The organism is Rhodosalinus sp. 5P4 (assembly GCF_041365695.1).
GTDB lineage: Bacteria > Pseudomonadota > Alphaproteobacteria > Rhodobacterales > Rhodobacteraceae > Rhodosalinus.
In genome coordinates this window covers 49,709-75,948 of record NZ_JBGFSJ010000002.1, presented here as the reverse complement: position 1 = coordinate 75,948, position 26,240 = coordinate 49,709, and the positions used below count along the sequence as shown (strand labels likewise).

Here is a 26,240-nt window from a genome sequence, read left to right as displayed (position 1 = left end):
CCGCCGCGCTGGGAATCGCCGGCATCATCGCCGACACGCCCGGACCCGGCGGGCGGCGTGATCCGGCGCCACGAGGGCGGCGAGGACCCGAACGGCGTGCTGGAGGAGGTCGCCTTCTTCGGCGTGCTGCTCTCGCTCGTGCGCGATCTCGACGAGGACAGCGGCCGCGCGATTTTCCGGGCGGGCGCGGAGCTCTCGGCGAGCCACGGCGACACCACCGCGCAGGAGGGCCGGGCGAGCCCGTCCACCACGCGCATGATCCGGCATGTGGCGACCGAAGAGGGGATCGACATCGACGTGGTGGTCTATCCCGACGTGCTGATGGACCGCGATTTCATCGCCCGGACCGCCTCGGGGGACTACACCGACCGCGTGCGGGTGGGCGGCGCGAAGCTGACCATCGACGGCTCGCCCCAGGGCTTCACCGCCTGCCGCGACAGGCCCTGCTACCGCCCGCCCTCGCATCTGCGGGCGGGATACCGCGGCGACACGGCGCCCAGCGACGACCAGGTGTTCGACGCGATCGACTGGGCCTTCGCGAACGGGATCCAAATCCCTACCCACTCGAACGGCGAGGGGGCGAGCGACATCCTCATCGCCGCGATCGAGACGGCGACCGAGGCGCACGGGCCGGGCGACCGACGGCCGGTGCTGATCCACGGCCAGTTCCTGCGCGAGGACCAGGTGGATGCGTTCAACCGCCTCGGCGTGTTCCCCTCGCTCTTCCCGATGCACACCTTCTACTGGGGGGACTGGCACCGCGAGCACACGGTCGGCCCGACCGCGGCCGACAACATCTCGCCCACGGGCTGGGTGCGCCAGCGCGGGATGATGTTCTCCTCGCACCACGACGCGCCGGTGGCCTTTTCGGATTCCATGCGCATCCTCGACGCCACGGTGACGCGCCACTCGCGTTCGGGCGACATCATCGGCCCGGACCATCGGGTGGACGTGACGACGGCGCTCAAGGCGATCACGATCTGGCCAGCCTACCAGCATTTCGAGGAGGACCGGAAAGGCTCCATCGCGCCGGGCAAGCTGGCCGATCTCGTCATCCTGTCGGAGGATCCCACCGCCGTCGATCCGGAAACGCTGGACCGGCTCACCGTCGCCGCGACGGTCAAGGAGGGCGAGACGATCTACGAGGCGACCACCGACGAGACGCGGCTGCGCTACTTCCCCGCCCGCGACGGCCACGACCCCTTCGCCGAGATGCTGCGACGCGCCGCCGTGACGATGGAGGCGCAGGGCGCCGCGCCCGCGCAGCGCCGCTTCGCGCGGCTTGCGGCGGAGGGTCCGCACAGCGGCGCCTGCGTGGCCGGCACCTTCGGCGCGGCGCTCATGGCCGGGGTCGAGGGCTGAACGCACCTGTTGCCGCATCCCGTCCTCTGGGCTAAGCCCGCAACGGTCAACGGGCAGGGAGTTTCGGCGATGCGCGTCTTCGTCACCGGCACCGCCGGCTTCATCGGCTTCCATCTCGCCCGGCTGCTGCTGGAAGAAGGGGTGACCGTCCACGGGCTGGACGGGATGACCGATTACTACGACGTCGCGCTGAAGCGCCGGCGCCACGAGATCCTCTCGGCCATGGAGGGCTTCACCGCCACCGAGACGATGCTTGAGGACCGCGCCGCGCTCGATGCCGCGGTGGACGCCTTCGCGCCGGATATCATCGTGCATCTCGCCGCGCAGGCAGGCGTGCGCTACAGCCTCGAGAACCCCCGCGCCTACGTGGACGCGAACCTTACCGGCACCTTCAACGTGATGGAGGCCGCGCGGCGGCATGGGGTGCGCCACCTGATGATGGCCTCCACCTCGTCGGTCTACGGCGCCAACACCGAGGTGCCCTACGCCGAGACGCAGAAGGCCGACACCCAGCTCACGCTCTACGCGGCGACGAAGAAGGCCACGGAAAGCATGGGCCACGCCTATGCCCATCTGTGGAACATCCCAACCACCATGTTCCGCTTCTTCACCGTCTACGGGCCGTGGGGCCGGCCGGACATGGCCTATTTCAAGTTCACCCGCGCCATGCTCGAGGGCCGCCCGATCGACGTCTACAATCATGGCGAGATGTGGCGCGACTTCACCTATGTGGACGATCTCGTGCGCGGCATCCGGCTGCTGATGGACGTGCCACCCGAACGCCCCCCGAGCCCGGCGGCCATCGCGCCGGGCGACAGCCTCTCTCCGGTGGCGCCCCATCGCATCGTGAACATCGGCAACTCCACCAGCGTGAAGCTCACCGACATGATCGACGCGCTGGAATCCGCGCTCGGCGTGACGGCCGAGCGCAACTTCATGGACATGCAGCCCGGCGACGTGCCGGCCACCTGGGCGGACGCGTCGCTGCTGCGAAGCCTGACCGGCTATGCCCCCCGGACCGATCTCGCCGACGGTCTCGCGCGTTTCGTCGCGTGGTATCGCGCGTATTACGACGTCTGAGCGGGCGATCCGGTGGGTACCCTTTTCTTCGTCGTCTCGAAGATCGGCTGGGCGCTCATCCGGCCCGACACGATCCTGATCCTCGGCATCGCGCTGACCTTCGGGGCCGCGGCTCTGGGGCGAACCGGGGCCGCGCGGATCTGGGGTGCGCTCACGCTGGCCTTCGCGCTTGCCATCGCGGTGCTGCCGGTGGGGCACTGGACACTGCGCCCGCTCGAGGCCCGCTACCCGCCCGCGCCCACGCTGGCCGGGGTGGACGGGATCGTCGTGCTGGGCGGGGCCGAGCTGGCCCACCTGACCCGGCTCACCGGATTGCCCCAGACGAACGAGGGCGGCGAGCGTTTCGCCGAGGCGGTCGTGCTGGCCCGGCGCTTCCCCGAGGCGCGGCTGATGTTCACGGGCGGCAGCGGCGCGCTGCGCGACCTCGGCGAGCTGAGCGACGCGCAGGCCGGCGTGGCGTGCGCCTTCTTCCTGCGTCACGGAATCGAGCCCGGCCGGATCCTGCTCGAGACCGCCTCTCGCAACACCGCCGAGAACGCCGGGATGAGCCTCGCGCTCGCCGCGCCCGCGCCGGACGCGCGCTGGGTGCTGGTGACATCGGCCTGGCACATGCCCCGCGCGATGCGCAGTTTCGAGCGTGCGGGCTGGCCCGAGATGACCGCCTGGCCCGTCGATCAGCGCGCATCGCCACGCCCGCGACTGCTGTCATGGGATTTCACGCGCCAGCTCGATCTTCTCGGGCGCGCGGTGCACGAGCGCGTGGGCCTTTTCGTCTACGGCATCACGGGGCGCTGAGGGCGGGGCGCGACGGCGCGGCCGCCGGGGCCGCGCACGCCGTTCCGGATCAGGCCGCGCCGTATCCGCCGGCGGTGGGCGTGACGATCACCACCGCGTCGCCTTCGGCCACCTTGGTCTGGTCGGCGGCGCGCAACGCGTCCGTCCCTCCGTCGGCGCGATGGATCTCGGTGCGTCCGACCCGGCCGGCCGCGCCGCCTTCGAGGCCTTGCGGCGGGCGGTCCCGGTGCGAGGACAGGATCGCGAGTTCCATCGCCTCGAGGAAGCGGATGCGCCGGGTGGTGCCGTCGCCCGCGCGCCAGCGCCCGTCCCCGCCGGAGCCTTCGTCGATTTCGAACCGCTCCAGCAGCACGGGATAGCGCAGTTCGAGGATCTCGGGGTCGGTCAGGCGCGAGTTCGTCATGTGGACATGCACCCCCGAGGTGCCCGCGAAACCCGTGCCGTCGTTGCGCACGCCCGCCGGGCTGCCCGAGCAGATGGTCTCGTAATACTGGTGCCGGTCGTTGCCGAAGGTGAGGTTGTTCATCGTCCCCTGGCTGTTGGCCATCGCGCCGAGCGCGCCGAAGAGCGCGTTGGTGACATGCTGACTGGTCTCGACATTGCCGGCGACCACCGCGGCCGGATAGCGGGGCGAGAGCATGGAGCCCTCGGGGATGACGATCTTCACGGGGCGCAGGCAGCCCGCGTTCATCGGGATCGGCGCCTCGACCATCACGCGGAAGACATAGAGCACCGCGGCCCGCGTCACCGGCTCGGGCGCGTTGAAGTTGTTGGCCTGAGCCTCCGAGGTTCCGGTGAAGTCCACCGTCGCCTCCCCCCGGTCGCGATCGACGGTGATCTTCACGCGGATCACCTGGCCGGTGTCGGTGGGATACTCGTTTTCGCCGTCCGAAAGCCGCCCGATCACGCGGGCCACCTCGGCCGCCGCGTTGTCCTGGACGTGGCCCATGTAGGCGCGGACGACGTCGAGCCCGAACTGGTCGATCATGTGGCGAAGCTCCGCCACGCCGCGCGCGTTGGCCGCGACCTGCGCCTTCAGGTCGGCGATGTTCTGATCGGGGTTGCGCGCGGGCCAGGCGTGATCGGTCAGCACCTTGCGAACCTCCGCGTCGCGGAAGCGGCCGGCCTCCACGAGCCGGAAATTGTCGATGAGCACGCCCTCCTCGTCCACCGTGGTGGCCAGCGGCGTCATCGATCCCGGCGCCACGCCGCCCACATCCGCGTGATGCCCGCGCGAGGCCACCCAGAAGAGGATCTCCTGCTCCTCGTCGTCGAAGACCGGCGTGACCACCGTGATATCCGGCAGATGAGTCCCGCCATTGTAGGGCGCGTTCAGCGCGAAGACATCGCCCGGCCGAACCTCGCCCGCGTTGAGGCGGATCACCGTCTCCACCGAGCGGTCCATGGAGCCGAGATGCACCGGCATGTGCGGGGCGTTGGCCACCAGCGCGCCGTCGGCGTCGAACACCGCGCAGGAGAAATCCAGCCGCTCCTTGATGTTGACGGAGCGCGCCGTCTTCTGAAGCGCGACGCCCATCTGCTCTGCGATGTTCATGAAGAGGTTGTTGAAGACCTCCAGCAACACCGGATCGGCCTCCGTGCCGATCGCGCGCGTCCGTGCCGCGGCCTCCACGCGGCGCATCAGGATGTGATCGCGCGCCGTCACCTCGGCGCGCCAGCCGGGCTCGACCACCACGGTCTGGTTCGGTTCGATGATGAGCGCGGGGCCGGTCACGGTCCGCCCCGGCGCGAGCGCCTCGCGGCGCACGACACGCGCGCCGTGCGCCTCCCCCCCGGTGAAGAGCTCCACCTCGTCCTCGGCATCGGCCTCTCCCTCGACCGTCTCGCCGCGTGGCTCGGGATCGGCGGCGGGCTCGGCGGCAAGGCCCTCTATCTCGGCCGCCTCTATCACGAGCGCCGCGTCGGGGTCGGTGAAGCCGAACTCGGCCTCGTGCGCGGCCTCGAAGGCCTGTCGCGCCGCGGCGACGTCGCCCGTCCACCCCACGGGCAAGGCGGTGTCGGTGCCCGCATAGCGCAGATGCAGCCGCGGCACGAGCTCGATCCCGTCGCCCGGCACGCCCTGCGCGGCGAGCGCCTCCCGCACCTCGTCGGAAAGCTCGGCGAGGGCCGTTTCCACCTCGCTCTTCCGCGCGCTCCCGAGCTCCGTCTCGAGGCCCCGCTGGCGCGCCTCGGTCACGCGGGCGAGCCCGATGCCGTAGGCCGACAGAAGCCCCGACAGCGGATGGACGAGCACCTTCGTCATCCCCAGCGCGTCGGCCACGAGGCAGGCGTGCTGCCCGCCCGCGCCGCCGAAGGCGTTCAGGAGATAGCGCGTGACGTCGTAGCCCCGCTGCACGCTGATCTTCTTGATGGCCCCCGCCATGTTCTCCACCGCGATGCGCAGGAAGCCTTCCGCGACCTCCTCCGCCGTCTTGCCCTCGGCCTTCGCGATCTCGGCGAATTTTTCCGCCACGGTCCCGCGGTCGAGCGGCTGGTCCTGGTCGGGCCCGAAGATCGCCGGGAAGTAGTCCGGGTTCAGCTTGCCGAGCATCACGTTGGCGTCCGTGACGGTGAGCGGCCCGCCGCGGCGGTAGCAGGCGGGGCCCGGGTCGGCGCCTGCCGAATCCGGCCCGACGCGGAAACGCCCCGGGTCGGCGTGCAGGATCGAGCCGCCCCCGGCCGCCACCGTGTGCACGCGGAGCATCGGCGCCCGCATCCGGACGCCGGCCACCTGCGTCTCGAAGGCGCGCTCGAAGGCGCCGTCGAAATGGGCGACGTCGGTTGAGGTGCCGCCCATGTCGAAGCCGATCACACGGTCCTCGCCGGCGATCTGGCCGGTGCGCGCCATGCCCACCACGCCGCCCGCGGGGCCCGAAAGGATCGCGTCGCGCCCCTTGAAGCGGTCCGCGGCCGTGAGCCCGCCCGAGGACATCATGAACTGAAGCGTCGGGCCTTCGGCGTCGGGGGGCGTGGCGCCCAGGGCGCCGGCCACCTTCTCGACGTAGCGCGAGAGGATCGGCGTCAGGTAGGCGTCCACGACCGTCGTGTCGCCCCGGCCCACGAACTTGATGAGCGGCGAGACCTCGTGGCTGACAGAGACCTGCCCGAACCCCACCTCCCGCGCCGCCTCGGCCAGCGCGAGCTCGTGGTCGGGCGCGGTCCAGGCATGCATCAGCACGATGGCGACCGCGTCGATGCCGTCGGCCTTGGCGGCCTCCAGCGCGGCGCGGGCGGCCGGAAGATCGAGGGTGCGCTCCACCGTGCCGTCGGCGCGTACGCGCTCCTCGACCTCGACCACGCGCTCGTAGAGCATCTCGGGCAGGACGATCTCCTTGGCGAAGATGTCGGGCCGGTCCTGGTAGGCGATTCGAAGCGCGTCGCGGAATCCCTCGGTCACGAGAAGGAGCGTCCGGTCGCCCTTGCGCTCGAGCAGCGCGTTGGTGGCGACCGTCGTGCCCATGCGCACCGTCCCCACCCGCTCGGGCGGGATCGCGCCGGCCTCCGCGCCGAGCAGCCGGCGGATGCCCTCGATCGCCGCGTCGTCATAGGCGCCGGGGTTCTCCGACAGAAGCTTCAGGGCTGTAAGCTCGCCACCCGGCGCGCGGCCGATCACGTCGGTGAACGTGCCGCCGCGGTCGATCCAGAAATCCCACCGCCCGTTCGCCGCGTCCGCCATCACCGTCACTCCTGTCATCGATCATTCGATGACAAATCGTTGACAAATTGATAACGTCTGGTCAACCTTCATGGCAGTCGGGGCCGGCCGCGCGCCGGGCCCGCGCAGAAAAGAAACCGATCCAGACAGGGATGACCGCAATGACCTTTATCGCCTTCCGCAGCCTGACCGGCGCCGTCGCGGGCGCGGCCTTCGCGTTGCCCGCCGCCGCCGCCAACTGGGACATGCCCACGCCCTACGGCGACAGCGTGTTCCACACCCAGAACATCACGCAGTTCGCCGAGGACGTGGCTGCGGCCACCGACGGCGCGGTGGAGATCACCGTGCACTCGGCGGGCTCGCTCTATGCCCACCCGGAGATCAAGGACTCGGTGCGCCGGGGCCTTGCGCCCATCGGCGAGGTGCTGATGTCGCGGCTGGCCAACGAGGACCCGGTCTTCGCGGTCGATTCGATCCCGTTCCTGGCCTCGAGCTACGAGGAGGCCGAGGCGCTCTGGGAGGCGTCCCGCCCGCTCGTCGAGAAGAAGCTCGCGGCGCAGGGCCTCACGCTGCTCTTCGCGGTGCCGTGGCCGGGCCAGAGCCTCTACAGTCAGGAACCGCTGACATCCGCCGCGGATCTCGAGGGCGCGTCGTTCCGCGCCTACAACGCCGCGACCGAGCGGCTGGCGCAGCTCATGGGCGCGGTGCCCACCCAGGTGGAGGCCGGCGACATCCCCACCGCCTTCGCCACGGGCCGTGTCGACGCGATGATCACCTCGCCCTCCACCGGCGTCTCGAGCCAGGCGTGGGATTTCACCTCGCATTACACCGACACGCAGGCCTGGCTGCCGAAGAACATGGTCATCGTGAACACCCGCGCGTTCGAGGCCCTGCCCGAGGACCAGCGCGCGGCGCTTCTCGACGCCGCCGCCACCGCCGAGACCCGCGGCTGGGAGATGTCGGCCGCCGAAACCGAGGAGAAGATCGCCACGCTGGAGGAGAACGGCATGACGGTCTCCCAGCCCTCCGACGAGCTGGCCACAGAGCTCGCCGAGGTCGGCGAGACGATGACGGCCGAATGGCTGGACGAGGCCGGCGACGAGGGCCGGCAGGTCATCGAGGCCTACCAGTCGGGCATGTGATCCGCCTATCGGCGGGGCCGGGATCCCGGCCCCGCCGCCCTTTCCCCCTTTCAGCCGGAGACGCCGGATGCGCCGGATGCTCGACCGCCTTTACGATGGGGCGCTGTGGCTCGCCGCCCTCTCTTTCGCGCTGATCGCGGCGCTCGTCCTGCTGCAGATCCTCGGGCGGGTTGTCGACCGCGCGGCGCGCGCGCTGGAAATTCCGCCGCCCGGCTTCACCATTCCCTCGCTCGCGGAGTTCGGCGCCTACCTCTTCGTGGCGGCCGTGTTCCTCGGGCTCGCCGGAACGCTGCAGGCGGGCGGGCATGTGCGGGTGAAGCTGGTGATCCGTTCCCTGCCGCCCGCTGCGGCGCGCTGGCTGGGCGCGGCGGTGGCCGGGCTCGCCGTGGCACTCGGGGCTTTCGCCAGCTGGTCGAGCCTTCTTCAGACGCTGGACAGCCTCCGCTTCGACTCCGTCAGCTATGGCGTCATCGCCATTCCCCTGGCCATTCCGCAGGCAGTGATGACGCTGGGCCTCGCGCTTTTCACGGTCGCGCTCATCGATGCGATGGCCACCCTGCTGCGCGGCGGCACGCCCGCCCATGACGCCGCCGAGCTGCACACCGAGGAGGCGCGCTGATGGAGATCGCGCTTCTCTCGCCGCTTCTCGTGGCGGTGCTCTTCGGCGCGCTGGCCGCCGGGCTCTGGGTGGGGTTCGCGCTCATCCTCGTGGGGCTGGTCGCCATGGTCGCGGCCGCGCCGGCGCCCCCGGAGCTTGTCTTCGCCACCAAGGTCTGGGGCGGGCTTTCCGTCTGGGATCTCACGGCGCTGCCGATGTTCATCTGGATGGGCGAGATCTTGGTGCGATCGCGGCTCTCCTCGGACATGTTCTCCGGCCTCGCGCCCTTCACCGCGCGGCTGCCCGGGCGTCTGCTGCACGTCAACGTGCTGGGCTGCGCGCTCTTCGCGGCGGTCTCCGGCTCCTCGGCCGCGACCACCGCCACCATCGGGCGCATGTCGCTGCCCGAACTCAGGGCGCGCGGCTACGACGACCGGATGGCGATCGGCACGCTCGCGGGCTCGGGCACCTTCGGCTTCCTGATCCCGCCCTCTATCATCCTGATCGTCTATGGCGCGGCGACCGAGCAGTCCATCGCGCGGCTCTTTCTAGCGGGCGTGGTGCCGGGGCTGATGCTGGCCGGGCTCTTCGGCGGCTACATCATGCTCTGGTCGCTCCTGAACCGCGCGCGGATGCCCGCCGAGGAGCCGCCCACCGACCGGCGCGAGGCGATGCGCGCCGCCGCCCGGCTTCTGCCCGTGGTGGGGCTGATCGTGGCGGTGATCGGGTCCATCTACGCCGGCATCGCAAGCCCCACGGAGGCCGCCGTGATCGGCGTGGCCGGCGCGCTGATCCTCTCCTGGGCGACGGGCGCTTTGTCGCTGACCGGGCTCGGCGACTCGCTTCGCGCCGCCACGGTCACGACCTGCATGATCTCGTTCATCCTCGCGGGCGCGGCCTTCCTCACGGTGGCGATGGGCTACACGGGCATCCCGCGCCAGCTCGCCGCCTGGATCGGCGAGATGGGTCTTTCGCCCTTCGCGCTCCTCGCCATCCTCACCCTGTTCTTCATCGTCATGGGCATGTTCCTCGACGGCATCTCCATCGTGGTCCTGACCGTCTCGATCATCCTGCCCATGGTGACGGCCGCGGGGATCGACCCGATCTGGTTCGGCATCTTCCTCGTCCTCGTCGTCGAGATGAGCCAGATCACCCCGCCCGTGGGCTTCAACCTCTTCGTCATCCAGACGATCACGGGGCGGGACATCTTCACCGTGGCGCGCTACGCGCTGCCCTTCTTCCTGCTTCTGGTGCTCGCCGTGGCCATCCTCGCGGTCTTCCCCGAGATCGCGCTCTGGCTGCCGGGCACGATGCTGTCGCGATGAGCGGCCCGGGCGACAGACCGATGGTCGGGCCGGTGGTGAGCTCGGCCCACCTGGCCAACTCGAAGGTGCCGGAGCTTTCGGAGGTGGAGTTCGCCCTGACCATGGCGAACCACGCCTTCCAGCGCTGGATCACGCGCTGCATGACGGCGGCCGGCGCGCCCGGCATGGCGCCGCTCGAGGTGCTGATCCTGCATCTCGTCAACCACCGCGACCGCGCCAAGACGCTCGCCGACATCCGCCTCGTCCTGCATGTGGAGGACACGCATCTCGTCTCCTACGCCGTGCGCAAGCTGAACGAGCGCGGGCTCGTCGAAACCGGCCGCGAGGGCAAGGAGAAGACCGTCCGGATCACCGAGGCGGGCACGGCGCTCTGCACGCGCTACGCCGAGGTGCGCGAGGCACTTCTCGTCGAGGGCATCGCCGCCTCGGGCCTCGATCCGGCGGAGATGTCGCGGCTCGCCGCGCTCCTGCGCGCGATCTCGGGCAGCTACGACCAGGCCGCCCGGGCCGCCACCACGCTTTGACGGGCCTGCTGGCGCGGGCCGGGCGGCAGGGGCGCTGGCTTCTGCTCGCGGGGCTGGCGGCGGGCATCGCCCTGCCGGACCTCGCCGGGGCGATGATCCCCGCCATCGTGCCCCTGATCGCGGCCACGCTCTTCGTCGCCGCGCTGCGCACCGGGCCGGCGGCGGCGCTGCCCCCGCGGGCGGGGCTGCGGCGGGCGGTCCTGCGTACACTGGTGCTGCAGACGGCCCTGCCGCTCGCCGCCGGGGCCGCCCTGGCCGCGCTGGGATGGCTGGACAGGCCGGCCGCGATCGGCGCTGTGCTGGTGCTGGCCGCCGCGCCCATCACCGGCGTGCCGGGCCTTGCGGTGATGAGCGGCGCGGACCCCGCCGCGGCGCTCCGCCAGCTCGCCCTCGGCACCGCGCTCCTGCCGTTCACGGCGGCACCGGTCTTCGCGCTTCTCCCGGTATTTCCCGATCCGCTCGCTGTCGCGGCCGGGGCGCTGCGGCTTCTTGCGGTGATCGGCGCCGCGGTCGGGGCGGCGGCCCTGGCGCGGCGGCTCATCCCGGCCCTCACGCGCCCCGAGGCGATACCCGCGCTCGACGGGGCCATGGCGATCGCCATGGCGGTGGTGGTGATCGCCCTCATGTCGGCGGTCGGGCCCGCCATCCTGAGCGCCACGGCCGCGCTGGCCGGGAACCTCGCGCTCGCCTTCGCGCTCAACCTCGGGCTTGCACGCGGCGTTTTCGTCCTCGGCGGCGCGGCGCTTCCGCGCGGGGAGGCCGCGGCGCTCGCCATCGCGGCCGCCTGCCGCAATCTCGCGCTCTTCCTGGCCGCGCTGCCGCCGGAGACCACGGGGCAGATCCTGCTTTTCGTGGGCTGCTACCAGGTGCCGATGTATCTCACACCGCTGGTTCTGCCGCGCCTCCTCGGCCGGCGCTGAGCCATTGCACGCGCGCCCGATCCGGGGGATCAAGGCGCCAGGAGGACACCCGATGAAAGACCGCGCCGAAGACCCCTTCGCCGTCCCGCCCGACACGCTCGGCCTCGACGCCGACGAGATGCGCCGGCTCGGCTACAAGGTCGTGGACATGGTCGTCGATCGGGCCATGCGCCGCAACGCGGAGCCCGCGATCCGCACGGGCGCGCCGGACGAGCTGCGCGCAGCACTTGGCGGGCCGCTGCCGGAAGCGCCGATGGACCCCGACGCCTCGCTCGACCTCATGGCAGAGGTGGCTCTCGCGCATCAGCAGCATGGCGATCACCCGCGCTATTTCGCGCGCGTGCCCGGGCCCGCCTCCTTCGCGGCCATCCTGGGCGAATGGATGGGCACCGGGTTCAACACCATCGCGGCAAGCTGGGGCGGGGGATCGGGCCCGGCCACCGTGGAACTCGTGGTGGTGGACTGGCTGGCGGAGCTCCTGGGCATGCCGCGTCGGACGGAAGGCGTGCTGCTTTCGGGCGGCTCGCTCGCCAATCTCACGGCCTTCGGGGCGGCGCGCGCGGAAACGGGGCCGGGCGTGGCCTACCTCACCGACCAGACCCACGCCTCCCTGCCGCGGGACCTGCGCGCCCTGGGCTGGGCGGAGGACGACATCCGCACGCTTCCGGCCGATGCGCGCTGGCGCATGGACCCTGCGCGGCTGGCCGCCGCCCTCGCCTCGGACCGCGCCGAGGGCCGGCGTCCCGCCATGGTGATCGCCACGGCGGGATCCACGAACACCGGCGCGGCGGACCCGCTGGACGAGATCGCCGACATCGCGGCGCAAGAGGGGCTCTGGCTGCATGTGGACGGCGCGTACGGCGCGCCTGCCGCGCTCACGCCCGAGGGCCGCGCCGCGCTCGCGGGGATGGAGCGCGCGGATTCCCTCGTTCTCGACCCGCATAAATGGCTCTTCCAGCCCTACGACGTGGGCGCCTGCCTCGTCACCCGCCCCGGCGCGCTCGAACGCGCCTTCGCGATGAGCCCGGAATACCTGCGCGACGTGCAGCAGGGCACGGGCGCCGTGAACTTCGGCAATCGCAGCCTCGAGCTCAGCCGCCGCTCCCGCGCGCTCAAGCTCTGGATGTCGCTGCGCACCTACGGGGCAGCGCGCTTCCGCGCGGCGGTGACGGACGGGCTGCGCCTTGCCGAGATCGCCGAGGCCGAGTTGCGCGCCCGCGCGGACCGCTGGGAGGTGGTGACGCCGGCCGAACTCGGCATCACCTGCTTCGCGCTCCGGGGCGCCGACGGCGCCGAGCACGAGCGCAGGGCGCGGGCGGTCTCGGAGGAGGGGTTCGCCTGCGTCACGACGACGACGCTCGGCGGGCGCAGCGTGCTCCGGCTCTGCACGATCAACCCGCTCACGACGCCCGAGGACATCCGCGGCACCCTCGACCGGCTGGAGCGCGCATGAGCCCCGCACCCGCTCACCAGGGCGGCGGGCGCGCCTCGAAGATCGCCTTCAGCTCCTCGGCCCGCGCCTCGCTCCACCCCGGCGGATCGGTGAGCGCGGCCCAGGCGTCGATGTAGTCCTCGGCCACGTAGAAATGCCCGTAGCCCTCGATCGCAAGCGCGATCGTCATGTCGAGCCCGACCTGGAAGGCGGTCACGAGCGGGAACCACCGCATCTCAGGCGAGACGTCGGGCGCGCGCGGCTCCTCGAGCCAGGCGGGCCTGCGCCAGAGCGTGGCGAAATCGAAGTTGACGATGGGATCGCTGCCGTAGCTCAGGAACACGAAGCGGATCGGCCCCCAGGGCGCGGGCGCGCTGTCCAGCGTTTTCGCCTGGTTGGTGACGCGGATCATGGAGCCGTTGCCGAAGCTCGGCCGCCACGCGGGGCTGTCGGGGTTGCGGTTGCTGCGGACGTAGCTCCAGAGCGGGCTCACGAAGGGCGAGCCCGCCCACATCGCGCCCTTTGGCGGCGCGTCGAGCACGTCGAAGAGCGGGAACTCCGCCTGGCTGTTGAGCGCGCCCTGGCTCAGCCCGTGGATGTAGAGATGCGGCCGCTCCTCCTCGGGCAGCGTGAGCCAGTGGCCGTAGATCACGTCGAAGAGGGCCCGCGCCTGGTCGAGCCCGTATTCGACGTTCGTCAGGATCGAGAGCACCGAGGTGAGGTAGGAATACTGCGCGCCGACCTGCGCGGTGTCGCCGCCCCACATGAAGTCGATCGTGTCGTGGGCGCCCGGATCCATCCAGCCCGTGCCGACGGGCGTCGTGATGATCAGAAGCTCGCGCTCGAAGCCGCCGGTGCGGATGAGCTCCTCAAGCGCCAGTTCCGCTCGCTCCCGCGCGGTGTCCGCCGAGACGCGGCCCACGTAGACGCGCACGGGCCGCATGGCGCCTTCGCCCCAATAGTCCGCGATCTCCTCGGCCGAAGGCGTGCGCGAGATGAAGTCGCGGCCCCGGTTGCCGAGCTCGTCCCAGCCGATCAGCGACGCCGCGCTGCCCGTCATCATCGGGTCCGTGGGCTGCTCCGTGGCCGGGTCGAAGACCTGCTCGCCCGCGGCGAAGGCATCGTCCGCAAGCGCGAGCCCCTTGCGCACCAGCACGCCGTTCACGACCGTCCAGGAGACGAAGACGGCCACCAGCACGCCGAGCACGGGCCCGACGCGCCCCGGCAGGACACGGCCGAGGGTTCCCCCCGCCCGGCGCGCGAGCAACATGAACCCGCTGCCCGCGGCCCAGAGGACGAGGAAGATCGCGAGGGCGATCCCCCCGACGAGGACCGGATGCGCCGTCGAGACCGGCTCGAGCTGCATCACGGCGCGCGTGGCGTTCTGCCACTCCGCCGCGTTCCAGAGGCCCCAGCCGCAGAGGCCGAGCGCCACCAGCACGAGGAGGCTCCGCACCGCCCGCTCGCCGGACGGGCCCGGAAGCGGCAGGAGCATGATCCGCCAGACCCAGACGAGAAGGCTGCCGACGCCATAGCCGACCGCCGCTGAAATACCGCTGAGCGCACCCTGCATCACCGGGTCGCGCGGGATGAGCGAGGGCGTCAGCGAGGCGACGAAGAAGATCGCGGCGAAGAGGATGCCGAGGCCCGTCGGCACCCAGTGACGCCGTCGCCAGTCCGGCGCTTCGCCCGCGTCCACCGTCTCGCTCATGGATCCGCTCCCGCCAGGTCTCAGCCTCCGACTGAAGGCGTAGCGGCCCGACGTGTCAATCCTGCGACGCCTCCCCGGGCGGATCGGCGGCCTCGCCCGTCTCTGCGCGGGATTTCCGAATCAGGTGATCGCCAAGCGCGCCGGCCGCCGCCACGAAGAGCCCGATCCCGAGGAAGATGTAGATCATGGTGAAGACCTTCCCCGCCGCGGTCGCGGGCACGAGTTCGCCGTAGCCCACGGTGGAGATCGTCACCACCGAGAAGAAGAGCGCGTCGAGCCATCCCCAGCCTTCGACCCAGCGGTAGAACAGCGTCGCCAGGGCGATCAGCGTCCCGGTAAGCGCCAGAAGCGCCCGCACGCGCGCGTCGGCGAACGCGCCGGCGACGCCGCCTGCAAGCCATATCAGCGGCCTTTGCCGTGCCATGTCTCCTCCCGTTTTTTCGTGTCGCCTTTCATCAAGACGCGGGCGCCGTGCTGTGGCAAGGTCCGGCCATGAGGTTCGGCTGGCCGGGGCGGCGTGCGATGTGGTGGATGGTGATCGGTGGCACGGTGGCCCTGGTCCTTGTGGTGGTCGCGGGGAACACGGTGGGACGCTACACGGGGCTGACCGTTCCGCGCGACACGCCGGAGACGCTGTCGGCGCTTCTCAAGCCGCATTACACGGTGACACGCCCCGAGGGCGAAGGGCCGTTCCCCACCGCGCTTCTTCTGTCGGGCTGCGACGGGCCGCGCGACAATCTTCCGCGCTGGGCGGAGGCGCTCAAGGCACGGGGCTGGGCCTCGGTCGTGGTGGACAGCCACACGCCGCGGGGCTTCACCGAGTTCCAGCTCTGGCGACTGATCTGCGCGGGCCAGCTCCTCAACGGCGCGGAGCGCGCGGGGGACATCGCGGTGGCCATCGACGACGTGCGCGCCATGCCCTTCGTGGACGGGGACCGGATCGCGCTCGTCGGCGCTTCCCATGGCGGCTGGGCGATCCTGGAGTTCCTCTCCATGGCGGACCACGGCGAGGTGCCGCACATCCTGACGGAGTGGCCGGAAAGCCTTGCCGCCGACCCGCTCGACGGCATCGGGGCGGCGCTCCTGCTCTATCCCTATTGCGGACAGCTGAGCCGCGCGAGCCGGCGCGGCTGGCGGAGCGAGGTCCCGGCGCTGTTCCTGCTCGCGAAGAACGATGCCATCGCCAACGAGGAGGACTGCCTGACCGTGGCCCGCCGCGAGGCGCGGCGCGGATTGCCGGTGGAAACGCACGTCTATTCCGGCGTCACCCACGGCTTCGACCAGCAGGAGAAGGCGCCGCTCAGCACGCTCGGCTACGACGCGGAGGCGACTGCGGACGCGCTCGCCCGCGGCGGCGCCTTCCTCGACGCCGCCATGGGCCGCTAGCTCTTCGTCGCGCCGTCGTCGTCCCCGGCGGCGGAATGGACGAGGTCCGGCCCGGCCCCGGCCCGCCCCTTCACCCGTTCCCTGAGCGACTGGAACACGACGTATAGCGCCGGGATCGCGAAGATGCCGACCACCGCCGCCGCGAGCATCCCGCCCGCGACCCCCGTGCCCACCGCGCGGCGGCTCAGCATCGAGGCGCCTTCCGCCGTGACGAGAGGGATCAGGCCCGCGATGAAGGCGAAGCTCGTCATCATCACTGCGCGGAAGCGGGCATGGGCGCCGCCGATCGCGGCGTCGACGATGCTGTCGCCCTGCTCGCGCCGCGCCTTGGCGAACTCCACGATCAGGATCGCGTTCTTCGCGGCGAGCGCGATCAGCACGACGAGGCCGATCTGCGCGTAGATGTTGAAGGGCAAGCCGGTGAGCAGGAGCGCCAGCATCGCGCCCGCCACGCCGAAGGTGACGGACAGAAGGACCGGCACCGGGATCGTCCAGCTTTCGTAAAGCGCGACAAGGAAGAGATAGGCGAAGAGCAACGCCATCGCGAGGATTGCCGTGGTCTGGCCGGCGGCCTGCTTCTCCTGCAGCGCGGTGCCGGTCCATTCATAGTCGTACCCGGCCGGCATCGACGCCAGGGCCACCTCCTCCATCGCGGCGAGCGCCTCGCCCGAGGAGACGCCGGACGCCGGGTTGCCGCTGATCGTCGCCGAGCGCTGGTTGTTGTAGCGCTGCAGCGACATGGGGCCGACGATGTAATCGACCTCGGCGAAGGCGCCCACGGGCACCATCTCGCCGGTCGCGGAGCGCACGTGGATTCGCGCGATGTCGGAAACCGCGTCGCGGTCCTCGGGCCGCGCGCTCATGCGCACCTGCCAGGACCGGCCGAAGAGGTTGAAGTCGTTGATGTAGGCCGAGCCGAGCGTCGGCTGCAGCGCCGCGAACACCTCCGAGAGCGGCACGCCTAGCGCGTAGAGCCGCTCGCGGTCGATGTCGAGGAAGAGCTGCGGGCTGTCCGCCGAGAAGGTGGTGTAGACGCCGGCGAGCCGCGGGTCCTGGTTGGCGGCGAAGGCAAGCCCGCGGGCCGTGGCGGCGAGGTCTTCCGCGCTCTGCCCCTGTGTGTCGAGAAGCTGGAACTCGAAGCCCGCCCCGCTGCCGAGCCCGGCGATGGGCGGCAGGTTGAACGCGATCACCTGCGCCTCGCGGATCGCCGCGCCGCGCCTCGTGGCCTCGCGGATGGAGTTGAAGACCGATGTCTCCTCGGTGGTGCGTTCCTCGAAGGGCAGCATCGTCACCAGGGCGAAGGCCGCGTTGGATTTCGAGATGCCGTCGAGGATCGAGAAACCGGTGACCGAGGTCACGCTCTCGACGCCGGGCAGCCCCATCAGCATCTCCTCGACCCCGCTTTGCACGGCGACCGTGCGATTGAGGGACGCCGCCTCGGGCAGGCGCGTCTCGACGATGAAGGAGCCCTGGTCCTCGGAGGGCAGGAAGCCCGTGGGCACCGCGCGGAAGAGCCCGCCGGTCGCCACCGCCGCGAGGACGAGAAGCGCGACCCCGAGGATCGCGCGCCGCGCGAGCGCGCCCGCGACGCGCGTGTAGCCGTCCCGCGCGCCGTCGATACGGCTGGAGATCCAGCCCATCACACCCTTGCGCGGCCCGTGATGCGGCTTCAGAACGATGGCGCAGAGCGCGGGCGAGAGCGTGAGCGCGTTGATCGCCGAAATCACCATCGAGACGGAAACCGCCACCGCGAACTGCTGGAAGAGCTGGCCCGAGATGCCGGGGATGAAGGCCACCGGCACGAAGACCGACAGCAGCACGAGCGTGATGGCCACGATGGCGCCGGTGATCTCGCCCATGGCGGCGGAGGCCGCCTCGGCCGGGGTCATGCCCGGGTTCTCGGCCATCTTGGCCTCCACCGCCTCCACCACCACGATCGCGTCGTCCACCACGATCCCGATGGCGAGGACGAGCGCCAGAAGCGAGACGGTGTTGATGGTGAAGCCCATCGCGAGCATCACCGCGAAGGTGCCCACGAGCGCCACGGGCACGGCGACGACCGGCACGATGGTGGCGCGCAGCGAACCCAGGAAGACGAAGACGACGAGCACCACGAGCACGAAGGCCTCGACCAGGGTGTGCTCGACCTCCGTGATGCTTTCCTTGACGAAGGTGGACGTGTCCGAGACCACCTCGATCCCCATGCCCTGGGGCAGGGTCGGCGCGGCATCCTCGAGCGCCGCCTTGACGCCGTCCGCCGCGGCGATGGCGTTCGCCCCCGGGGCGAGGTAGATGCCGACGAGCGTGGCCGGCACACCGTTGAAGCTCGTGCCCACGTCGGAGCTGCGCTCGCCCAGCGTGACCTCGGCCACGTCGCGCACGCGCACGACGCTTCCGTCCGCGCCGCTGCGCAGGATGATCTCGCCGAACGCCTCGGGGCTTTCCAGCCGGCCGCGCGCCGAAACGTTGAGCTGCAGGCCGGGATCCTCCGTCACGGGCTGGCCGCCGACGCGGCCGATGGCGGCCTGCACGTTCTGGCTTCTGAGCGCGGCGGTCACGTCCGACGGCGCAAGCCCCAGCGCGGCGAGGCGATCGACGTCGAGGTCGATCCGCATGGCGAACTGGTTGGCCGCGAAGACCGAGGCATCGCCCACGCCGGGCACACGCTTCAGCCGGTCGAGCAGGTTGATCCGGGCGTAGTTCGTCAGGTCCCCGCCGGTGACGGCCTCGGCCTCCGCGTAGAGCGCCACGCCCATCAGGAGCGAGGAGGACTTCTTGGCCACGCGAACGCCGGTCTGGCGCACCTCGGGTGGCAGGAGGGGCTCGGCCAGCGCGACGCGGTTCTGCACGTTGATGGTTGCGAGATCGGCATCGGTGCCCACCTCGAAGCTTATGCTGAGGATATAGCTGCCGTCCGCGCCGGACGTGGACTTCATGTAGATCATGTCGTCCACGCCGATGACCTGGTCCTCGATCACCTGCGCGACGGTCTGCTCCACCACCTCGGCCCCCGCGCCCGGATAGGCCGCGACCACCGCCACCTGCGGCGGCACGATGTCGGGAAACTGCTCCACCGGCATCCGCTGGAGGGCGAGGAGCCCGGCGAGGAACAGGACGATCGAGATCACCCCGGCAAGGCGCGGGCGGCGGATGAAGGTGTCGGCGATCATCTCAGCCGTCCCCGGCGGGCGCGGCGTCCACCACCATGCCCGGGCGCACCTTGTTGACGCCCTCGGTGACGACGCGCTCGCCCGGCTCGAGCCCGGCCTCGATCACCGTGAGGCCCTGGGCCGTGCGGCCCGCCTCTACCCGGCGCTGCTCCACCGTCTCGCCCTGGCCCACGACAAGGACGAATGCGCCCTGCACGTCGCGCTGCACCGCCTGCTGCGGCACGGCCAGAACGCCCTCGGGCGCCGTGGCCGAAAGCGTCACCCGCACGAGTTCATCGTCGAGAAGCCGGCCCCTGGGATTGGCGAAGCGCGCCCGGAGCGTCACGCTGTCGGTGCCCGCGTTCACCGCGCTGTCCACGAAGGTGATGTCGCCCGGTTCGGGGTAGGTGCTACCATTGGCGAGTTCCAGCGTCACGGCGGCCTCGCGTGCGGCCTGTCCCGCCTCGACGCGCTCCAGATAGTCGCGGAGCGTCGCGGTCGGCACCGCGAACTCGGCATGGATCGGATCGAGCCGCGTCAGCGTGGCGAGCGGCCCGGTCTCGGGGCCGACGAGCGCCCCTTCATCCATCGCCGAGGATCCGATCCGTCCGGAGAAGGGCGCGCGCATCTCGGTGTAGGAGAGGTTGAGGCGCGCGCGCTCCAGCGCCGCCTCGAGGCGCAGCACGTCGCCCTCTGCGCGGCCGAGCGCCGCCTCGGCGTTGTCGAGCGCCGACTGCGCCGCCGACTGCCGCCCCACGAGCTCGGTCTGGCGGTCACGCTCTATGCGGGCGAGCTCGCGCTGTGCCTCGGCGGCAAGCAGCGCGCCCTCGGCCTCCCTCACGGCCGTTTGGTAGAGGTCCGGCTCGATGCGGAAGAGGAGTTGCCCGTCCTGCACGCGGTCGCCGGGCCCGAAGGCCACGTCGAGCAGCACGCCCGAAACGCGCGGCACGAGCCCCACCCGCTGCGCCGCGTCGAGGCGGCCGTTGAATCGCACGGTTTCGGCGAGTTCCGTCATCGCGGCCGGCGCCACCACGACGGCCGGTGGCGGCGCGGACTGCTGTGCCGCGACCGGCGCCGCGATCATCATGGAAAGGGCGAGCGCGGCGATACGTCGGCACATCGGGGTCTCCGTCAGGGCGTGGCGGTCACGGCCGGGTATGACAGCGGCGCCCTTTGCGTCAAGAAAAAGCTCCTCGCCGTGCCGGATCGCGGCCTCGCAGGGTTCACGGCCCTGCGCAACTGCGCTAGCGTCATCCAATCGGGCCACCCAAAAGCCGAGAGGACCCAATGATCCGTTTGCTGATTTCCACCGCGGCCTACCTCGTCGCCAACGCCGTCGGCCTTTTCGTCGCGACGCTCCTGCTGGACGGGTTTCGCATCGACCCGCTGTCCTTCGTTGTGGCGGTGGCGCTCTTCTCGGCCGTGCAGGCGGTGCTGAGCCCGCTCATCACCAAGATCACGTTCAAGAACTTCCCCCAACTCATGGGGGGCATCGCGCTGGTCACGATCTTCATCGTTCTCTTCATCACCGCCTCGATCATGCCGGGGATGGAGATCGGCGGGATCGCGAACTGGCTGGCGGCCACGCTTCTGGTCTGGCTCGGAAGCCTGATCGCCACGATCCTGCTGCCGATCTACGTCTTCAAGCAACTGCGCGAGCGCAAGCGGCAGGACGGCTGAGCGTCGCGTCGCGCGGCCCGTCGCGGACGGGCGCGCGGTTGCGGACCGGGCTCAGGTGGCGTCGCCGCCCTCGCCCCAGTCGCCGGACAGCAGCGCGTCCTTGTTGTTCCGCAGGAAGAAGGCGAAGGCCACGAGCGTCGCGCCGGTGGTGATGAGTTCCACCGCGAGCAGCACGCCCAGCACCACGGCCGCGGATTGCGGGAAGTTCGAAAAGATCATCAGCGCCAGCACGACGGAGATCGCGCCGGAGAGCAGGATCGCCCAGAAATAGCCCGACCCCCGCGCCGAGAAGGCGAGGAAGAGCTTCGCCACACCGCTGACGAGGAACATGATCGCCGCCACGATGGTGAGCGACAGGATGCCTGCGAGCGGGTTCGTCAGAAGCGAAATCCCGAGCCAGAGGAACGCGGCGCCGAGCAGGATCGCCCAGATCCGCCGGCCCCAGCCCTCGACCTGGAAGATCGCGACGAGTTGCAGGACGCCGCCGAAGATGAAGACCCAGGCCGCGATCTGCTCTGCCGTGAAGGTCGCCGCGAAGGGGTTCATGAGCGCGGCGATGCCCCCGACGAGAACGATCAGCCCGATGATGAGCCAGAGAATCCAGTTGGTCATGAGTCACTCCTCCCAAGGATATGCGCGATATGGGCGCACGCACGCACCCTGACCGCGCTTGGGCCTTGCGACAACCCCTAACGGCAGTAGGCTCCGCCCCGGTGCCGCGCCGTGTCGAAGTGGAAATGGTTGCGGTGGTAGCGGTCAGAGTTCGGGCCGAGCACCGTGCCGAACGGCCCGCAGGCGGCGCGATGCATGGCGGCGAGCGCCCGGCCGTCGCGTCCGCGCCCCCAGCCCTCGAGCACGGTGACCATGCCGCCGTCGCGCAGGCGGAAGCCCGCGATGTCGATGGCCCGGCCCTTGGCGTGTTCCGAAAGCCGAGCGCCGGGGCGGTTGTTGCGGGTCCGGCAGGCGTAATGGGCGAAGACCAAGATCTCGGTGACGCCGCCGCCGCGGCTGCCGAGCGCGGGTTTCATGCCGCGCTCCACCCACTGCTTCAGCATCCGCGCCGTCGTGCAATCCATGATCGAGGGCTGGCTGAGCCGGACGCCGGAGACGGCGCGGACCTGCACCGCGCCGTCGAGCCCGCAGCCCGCGAGGCGCCCCGCGATCCGTCCCGCCGGCTCTCCCTGCAGCGCCGGGTCGCCGCAGACGGCGCCGCGAGCGAGCGCCGCGCGCCGGGCGACGGCGCGGCGCGTCACCCGGTCCGGCCGCGCCGCGGGACGCAGCGACAGGCGGGGCGCGCCGGGCGCTGCGACGCCGCGCGGGACCGCCCGCGCCGTGCCGGCCTCGGCCAGCGGCGCGGTCCGCGCCTCGGGGCGCGGCGAGGTTTCGGGAGCGGCGAGGGACGAAGCCCCCGCGAGGGCCAAAGCGACGGCGAGCGATGCCGCCCAGCCCCTCACGTCTCGGTCTGCACCCGGCCGAAATCCGGCGCGTCGGTGTCCTGCCCGGCCTCGATGATGCCGCGCCGGATCGCGCGGGTGCGGCTGAAGTAGTCGTGCAGATGCGCCCCGTCGCCCGTGCGGATCGCGCGCTGGAGCGCGAAGAGCTCCTCCGTGAAGCGGCCGAGGATCTCGAGCGTGGCGTCCTTGTTGGTGAGGAACACGTCACGCCACATTGTCGGGTCCGACGCCGCGATCCGGGTGAAGTCGCGGAACCCGGCGGCGGAATACTTGATCACCTCGCTGTCGGTGACCCGGCGCAGGTCGTCGGCCACGCCCACCATGGTATAGGCGATGAGGTGCGGCGCGTGGCTCGTGACGGCGAGGACCAGATCGTGGTGGTCGGCGTCCATCTCCTCCACGCTCGCCCCCATCCCTTCCCAGAGCGCCCTGAGCCGCGCCACCGCCCCGGGCTCGGCATCGGGCGGCGGCACGAGAAGGCACCAGCGGTTGCGGAAGAGCGTGGCGAAGCCCGAGCGCGGGCCGGAATGCTCGGTGCCGGCGAGCGGATGGGCGGGCACGAAATGCACGCCGCCGGGCAGGTGCGGCGCGACGGCCTCGATCACCGCGCGCTTGACAGAGCCCACGTCGGTGACGGTCGCACCGGGCTTCAGGTATGGCGCCATCTCCTCGGCGACCGCGCCCATCGCGCCCACGGGCACGGCGAGGACGACGAGATCCGCGCCCTCCACCGCCTCGGGGATCGTGTCGACGACCCGGTCGCAGAGCCCGATCTCGCGCGCGGTGTCCCGCGTGGCGGCGGAGCGCGCGGTTCCCACGACCTCCCGCGCCAGACCCTCGCGCCGCATCGCCCAGAACATGGACGAGGCGATGAGCCCCAGGCCGATCAGCGCGACCCGGTCATAGACCGGCGGTCGGCTCATGCCGCCTCCGCCTTGAAACGGCCGATGGCGTGGGCCACGCGCCGGCAGGCACTCTCGTCGCCCACGGTGATGCGCAGGCACTCGGGAAGCCCGTAACCCGCCACCCTGCGCACGATCAGGCCCTCCTGGCGGAGGAAGGCATCGCAGGCGTCCGCCTCGGACGCGTCGGCGAACCGCGCGAGCACGAAATTGGCGTGGCTCGGGTCGCAGGCCACGCCGTGCGCCTCGAGCGCGTCGCGAAGCCAGTCGCGCAGCCGCGCGTTATCGGCCGCGCAGCGCTCCACGAAGGGGCGGTCGCGCACCGCGGCCTGCGCCGCGGCGAGGGCGATCGTGGACAGGTTGAACGGGCCGCGCACGCGGTTCAGCACCTCTGTGATGGCCTCGGGCGCATAGCCCCAGCCCACACGCAGCCCGCCGAGGCCATAGAGTTTCGAGAAGGTGCGCGTCATCACCACGTTCTCGCGCGTGTCCACCAGCGCCGCGCCGCCGTCGAAACCGTCCACGTATTCGGCGTAGGCCCCGTCGAGCACCAGAAGCACGTGGCCGGGCAGGCCTTCGGCGAGGCGGGTCATCTCGGCCTCGGGGATCATCGTGCCGGTGGGATTGTTGGGGTTGGCGACGAAGACGAGGCGCGTGGCGGGCGTCACCGCCGCGAGAATCGCGTCGACGTCGGTGTGCCGCGCGCGCTCGGGCACCTCGACCGGCGTGGCCCCCGCGGCGAGCGCCGAGATCCGGTACATGGAAAAGCCGTGCTCGGTGTGGATCACCTCCGTCCCGGGCCCGGCATAGCACTGGCAGAGGAGCGAGATGATCTCGTCGCTGCCCACGCCGCAGGTGATCCGGGCCGCCTCTAGGCCGTGTGTCTCGGCGATGGCCTCGCGCAAGGCGGCGTGGTCGGTCGGCGGGTAGCGGTGCATCCGCGCCGCCGCCGCGCGCGCCGCCTCGACCGCCGCGGGCGGCGGACCGAAGGGGTTCTCGTTCGAGCTGAGCTTGATCGCGTCGGCCACGCCCTCGATGCGCGACTCGCCGCCCTTGTAGGGCGCGATCTCCAGAATTCCGGGCTGCGGCGTGATCTGGCTCATGGCATGGCTCCTCGGAAGTCCCCTATATACGCCACGCCGGGCCTGCGAAAGCCGCGAAACCGCGCCGTGGCGAAGGGACGCCGGACACGCAAGGGACCGCCCCGAAGGACGGTCCCGCACATCTTCCGTACCGTGGCCGCCGATCAGTTCTGGGCGTAGTACTCGATGACGAGGTTCGGCTCCATCTGAACCGGGTAGGGCACGTCCGACAGGCCCGGGGTGCGCACGAAGGTCGCGGTCATCTTGCTGGTGTCGACGTCGAGATAGTCGGGCACGTCGCGCTCGGGCAGCTGGATCGCCTCGAGCACGGAGGCCAGCTGCTTGGACTTCTCGCGCACCTCGATCACGTCGCCCTCGTTCACGCGGTAGGAGGGGATGTTCACCCGCTTGCCATTCACCATCACATGGCCGTGGTTCACGAACTGGCGCGCGGCGAAGACGGTGGCCACGAACTTGGCGCGGTAGACCACGGCGTCGAGGCGACGCTCCAGCAGGCCGATCAGGATCTCGCCGGTATCGCCGCGAACGCGCTCCGCCTCGCCGTAGATGCGGCGGAACTGCTTTTCGGTCATGTCGCCGTAATAGCCCTTGAGCTTCTGCTTGGCGCGCAGCTGGAGGCCGAAGTCGGACATCTTGCCCTTGCGGCGCTGGCCGTGCTGGCCGGGTCCGTATTCGCGGCGGTTCACGGGGCTTTTCGGGCGGCCCCAGATGTTTTCGCCCATGCGGCGGTCGATCTTGTACTTGGCAGAGGTGCGTTTGGTCACCGTCTGATCTCCTTGCCTGGCGCCCCTCGGGGCGCGGTTGCGAAGGGCGTTGTCCTCTGGACCTGCGCCGGAGTGTCCGGCTGCCCGACAGGCATCCCCTTGCGGGGGCCACCAACACCAATGAGCGCGCGGGTATACACGCTGAAAAGGCCGTGTCAACGGGGCCGCGCGCCCCGCCCCGCACCGCCGGAAAGGCATGCCTGCGCCGCCGCCATAGAGGAACCGTTAAGCCATCCGCGTGCAGGATGCCTGGACGACCCCAGCACTGCAACGAATGGAGGTGCCGATGGCGCGTCAAGGCGGGACCCGGATCGCAGAGAACGAGCGCGGCGCCGAGGGCGCGGCCTCCAACCCGCTCGCCGAGGCGGTGGCCGCGCGCGACGCCCGCGCGCTCGACATGGTGGCCGAGGCCGTGCGTCACCGCAACGTCCTCCTGGCGTTCCAGCCAGTCGTGACCGCCGCGGACCAGTCGCGCACGGCCTTCTGGGAGGGTCTCGTGCGCGTGCTCGACGAGACCGGGCGCGTGATCCCCGCCAAGGACTTCATCGCCGCGGTCGAAGAGACCGAAACGGGCCGCGAACTCGACTGCCTCGCGCTGGAGCGCGGGTTGCGCACCCTTGCACAGCAGCCGGAGCTTCGCCTGTCGATCAACATGTCCGCACGCTCCATCGGCTACCGGCGCTGGACGCGCACGCTCGAGCGCGGGCTGGCGCGCGACCGCGGCATCGCGGAACGCCTCATCCTCGAGATCGCCGAGGCCGGCGCGATGCTCATGCCGGAGGTCGTCATCGCCTTCATGGGCGCGCTGCAGCGCCGCGGCGTGTCCTTCGCGCTGGACGGGTTCGGCTCCGGCAGCATCGTGCTGCGGCATTTCCGGGCCTTCACCTTCGATATCCTGAAGATCGACGGGCAGTATGTCCGCGACATCCACCGCGATGCCGACAACCAGGTGCTGACGCGGGGCATCGTGGAACTGGCCCGCCAGCTCGACATGTTCACCGTGGCAGAGCGCGTGGAACAGGCCGCCGACGCCCGCGTCCTGGCCGAGATCGGTGTCGATTGCCTGCAGGGGCACTTCTTCGCGGCACCGACGGCACAGCCGCCCTGGGCGGCGCGCAAGGGAACGCGCCGCGCCGGCTGAGCGCCGCACCCGCCCGTTGAGGCGTGGGGACGGATGCTTTATTGACCTCCGGTAAGACCGGGAGTGACGGTCGCGCGACTCGCTCGCGCGCACGGCGCCCCTCTCAACGCCCGATCC

Annotated in this window: 22 protein-coding genes; 12 read left to right on the top strand and 10 right to left on the bottom strand. The window is 71.1% G+C overall.

Annotated elements, in window-relative coordinates; translation table 11 throughout:
- Window positions 1–57: 57 nt before the first annotated feature.
- The 3 genes from AB6A69_RS03270 (at window position 58) to AB6A69_RS03260 (ending at window position 3,237) form a co-directional block, all read left to right on the top strand.
- Window positions 58–1,362, top strand: coding sequence for an amidohydrolase (locus AB6A69_RS03270; protein ID WP_371059681.1), 1,305 nt, complete (start codon window positions 58–60; stop codon window positions 1,360–1,362).
- A gap of 69 nt (window positions 1,363–1,431) precedes the next feature.
- Complete coding sequence (locus AB6A69_RS03265; protein WP_371059679.1) at window positions 1,432–2,442, top strand: SDR family NAD(P)-dependent oxidoreductase; 1,011 nt, start codon at window positions 1,432–1,434, stop codon at window positions 2,440–2,442.
- Between the two features lie 12 nt (window positions 2,443–2,454).
- Window positions 2,455–3,237: a YdcF family protein gene (locus AB6A69_RS03260; protein WP_371059677.1), complete on the top strand. Its 783-nt coding sequence runs from the start codon at window positions 2,455–2,457 to the stop codon at window positions 3,235–3,237.
- Window positions 3,238–3,286: 49 nt separating this feature from the next.
- Here AB6A69_RS03260 and AB6A69_RS03255 read toward each other — a convergent pair whose 3' ends face one another.
- Window positions 3,287–6,931: a hydantoinase B/oxoprolinase family protein gene (locus AB6A69_RS03255; protein ID WP_371059676.1), complete on the bottom strand. Its 3,645-nt coding sequence runs from the start codon at window positions 6,929–6,931 to the stop codon at window positions 3,287–3,289.
- 122 nt (window positions 6,932–7,053) lie between these two features.
- On the opposite strand from AB6A69_RS03255, the gene AB6A69_RS03250 reads away from it, so the two are divergent.
- The 6 genes from AB6A69_RS03250 to AB6A69_RS03225 all read left to right on the top strand — a co-directional run bounded on the left by AB6A69_RS03250 (window position 7,054) and on the right by AB6A69_RS03225 (window position 12,854).
- A complete protein-coding gene (locus AB6A69_RS03250; protein ID WP_371059675.1) occupies window positions 7,054–8,034 on the top strand; it encodes a TRAP transporter substrate-binding protein in 981 nt (326 codons plus the stop codon).
- Window positions 8,035–8,101: 67 nt separating this feature from the next.
- The gene (locus tag AB6A69_RS03245; RefSeq protein WP_371059674.1) at window positions 8,102–8,653 is read left to right on the top strand and encodes a TRAP transporter small permease; all 552 of its coding nucleotides are present in this window, start codon (window positions 8,102–8,104) and stop codon (window positions 8,651–8,653) included.
- Window positions 8,653–9,957: a TRAP transporter large permease gene (locus AB6A69_RS03240; RefSeq protein WP_371059672.1), complete on the top strand. Its 1,305-nt coding sequence runs from the start codon at window positions 8,653–8,655 to the stop codon at window positions 9,955–9,957. The genes AB6A69_RS03245 and AB6A69_RS03240 overlap by 1 nt, the downstream gene beginning before the upstream one ends.
- A gap of 20 nt (window positions 9,958–9,977) precedes the next feature.
- Entirely contained in the window at window positions 9,978–10,481 is a 504-nt protein-coding gene (locus tag AB6A69_RS03235; protein WP_371059671.1) for a winged helix DNA-binding protein, read from the top strand.
- Complete coding sequence (locus AB6A69_RS03230; protein ID WP_371059670.1) at window positions 10,478–11,401, top strand: hypothetical protein; 924 nt, start codon at window positions 10,478–10,480, stop codon at window positions 11,399–11,401. Before AB6A69_RS03235 ends, AB6A69_RS03230 begins: the two co-directional genes overlap by 4 nt.
- A gap of 52 nt (window positions 11,402–11,453) precedes the next feature.
- Complete coding sequence (locus tag AB6A69_RS03225; protein WP_371059669.1) at window positions 11,454–12,854, top strand: aspartate aminotransferase family protein; 1,401 nt, start codon at window positions 11,454–11,456, stop codon at window positions 12,852–12,854.
- 13 nt (window positions 12,855–12,867) lie between these two features.
- Here the strand turns inward: AB6A69_RS03225 and AB6A69_RS03220 are convergent, their stop codons facing one another.
- Together AB6A69_RS03220 and AB6A69_RS03215 are read right to left on the bottom strand one after the other, a co-directional pair.
- Window positions 12,868–14,544 carry an alpha/beta hydrolase gene (locus AB6A69_RS03220; RefSeq protein WP_371059668.1) on the bottom strand — a complete coding sequence of 559 codons (1,677 nt, stop codon included), beginning with the start codon at window positions 14,542–14,544 and terminating at the stop codon, window positions 12,868–12,870.
- A 55-nt stretch (window positions 14,545–14,599) separates the two neighbouring features.
- On the bottom strand, window positions 14,600–14,968 hold the full coding sequence (locus AB6A69_RS03215; protein ID WP_371037178.1) for a potassium channel family protein: 369 nt from the start codon (window positions 14,966–14,968) through the stop codon (window positions 14,600–14,602).
- 68 nt (window positions 14,969–15,036) lie between these two features.
- Between AB6A69_RS03215 and AB6A69_RS03210 the strand changes: the two genes are divergently transcribed.
- A complete protein-coding gene (locus tag AB6A69_RS03210; RefSeq protein WP_371037179.1) occupies window positions 15,037–15,930 on the top strand; it encodes a dienelactone hydrolase family protein in 894 nt (297 codons plus the stop codon).
- Here the strand turns inward: AB6A69_RS03210 and AB6A69_RS03205 are convergent.
- Together AB6A69_RS03205 and AB6A69_RS03200 are read right to left on the bottom strand one after the other, a co-directional pair.
- Complete coding sequence (locus tag AB6A69_RS03205) at window positions 15,927–19,100, bottom strand: efflux RND transporter permease subunit (protein ID WP_371059667.1); 3,174 nt, start codon at window positions 19,098–19,100, stop codon at window positions 15,927–15,929. The two genes, AB6A69_RS03210 and AB6A69_RS03205, sit on opposite strands and share 4 nt — an antisense overlap.
- A gap of 1 nt (window position 19,101) precedes the next feature.
- Window positions 19,102–20,199, bottom strand: a complete 1,098-nt coding sequence (locus tag AB6A69_RS03200; protein WP_371037181.1) for an efflux RND transporter periplasmic adaptor subunit — start codon at window positions 20,197–20,199, stop codon at window positions 19,102–19,104.
- Window positions 20,200–20,366: 167 nt separating this feature from the next.
- Between AB6A69_RS03200 and AB6A69_RS03195 the strand changes: the two genes are divergently transcribed.
- Window positions 20,367–20,759: a phage holin family protein gene (locus AB6A69_RS03195; RefSeq protein WP_371059666.1), complete on the top strand. Its 393-nt coding sequence runs from the start codon at window positions 20,367–20,369 to the stop codon at window positions 20,757–20,759.
- A gap of 51 nt (window positions 20,760–20,810) precedes the next feature.
- Here AB6A69_RS03195 and AB6A69_RS03190 read toward each other — a convergent pair whose 3' ends face one another.
- From AB6A69_RS03190 to rpsD, 5 genes are all read right to left on the bottom strand, one after another.
- Window positions 20,811–21,371: an HdeD family acid-resistance protein gene (locus AB6A69_RS03190; protein WP_371037183.1), complete on the bottom strand. Its 561-nt coding sequence runs from the start codon at window positions 21,369–21,371 to the stop codon at window positions 20,811–20,813.
- A gap of 77 nt (window positions 21,372–21,448) precedes the next feature.
- The gene (locus tag AB6A69_RS03185) at window positions 21,449–22,213 is read right to left on the bottom strand and encodes an extensin family protein (RefSeq protein ID WP_371059665.1); all 765 of its coding nucleotides are present in this window, start codon (window positions 22,211–22,213) and stop codon (window positions 21,449–21,451) included.
- Window positions 22,210–23,136, bottom strand: coding sequence for a prephenate/arogenate dehydrogenase family protein (locus AB6A69_RS03180; RefSeq protein ID WP_371059664.1), 927 nt, complete (start codon window positions 23,134–23,136; stop codon window positions 22,210–22,212). The genes AB6A69_RS03185 and AB6A69_RS03180 overlap by 4 nt, the downstream gene beginning before the upstream one ends.
- Window positions 23,133–24,218 (bottom strand): histidinol-phosphate transaminase, encoded by a 1,086-nt coding sequence (gene hisC / locus AB6A69_RS03175; protein ID WP_371059663.1) that lies wholly within the window; start codon window positions 24,216–24,218, stop codon window positions 23,133–23,135. Before hisC ends, AB6A69_RS03180 begins: the two co-directional genes overlap by 4 nt.
- A 143-nt stretch (window positions 24,219–24,361) precedes the next feature.
- Window positions 24,362–24,982, bottom strand: coding sequence for a 30S ribosomal protein S4 (gene rpsD, locus AB6A69_RS03170; RefSeq protein WP_371059662.1), 621 nt, complete (start codon window positions 24,980–24,982; stop codon window positions 24,362–24,364).
- A gap of 286 nt (window positions 24,983–25,268) precedes the next feature.
- On the opposite strand from rpsD, the gene AB6A69_RS03165 reads away from it, so the two are divergent.
- Window positions 25,269–26,123: an EAL domain-containing protein gene (locus tag AB6A69_RS03165; protein ID WP_371059661.1), complete on the top strand. Its 855-nt coding sequence runs from the start codon at window positions 25,269–25,271 to the stop codon at window positions 26,121–26,123.
- Window positions 26,124–26,240: the final 117 nt, after the last annotated feature.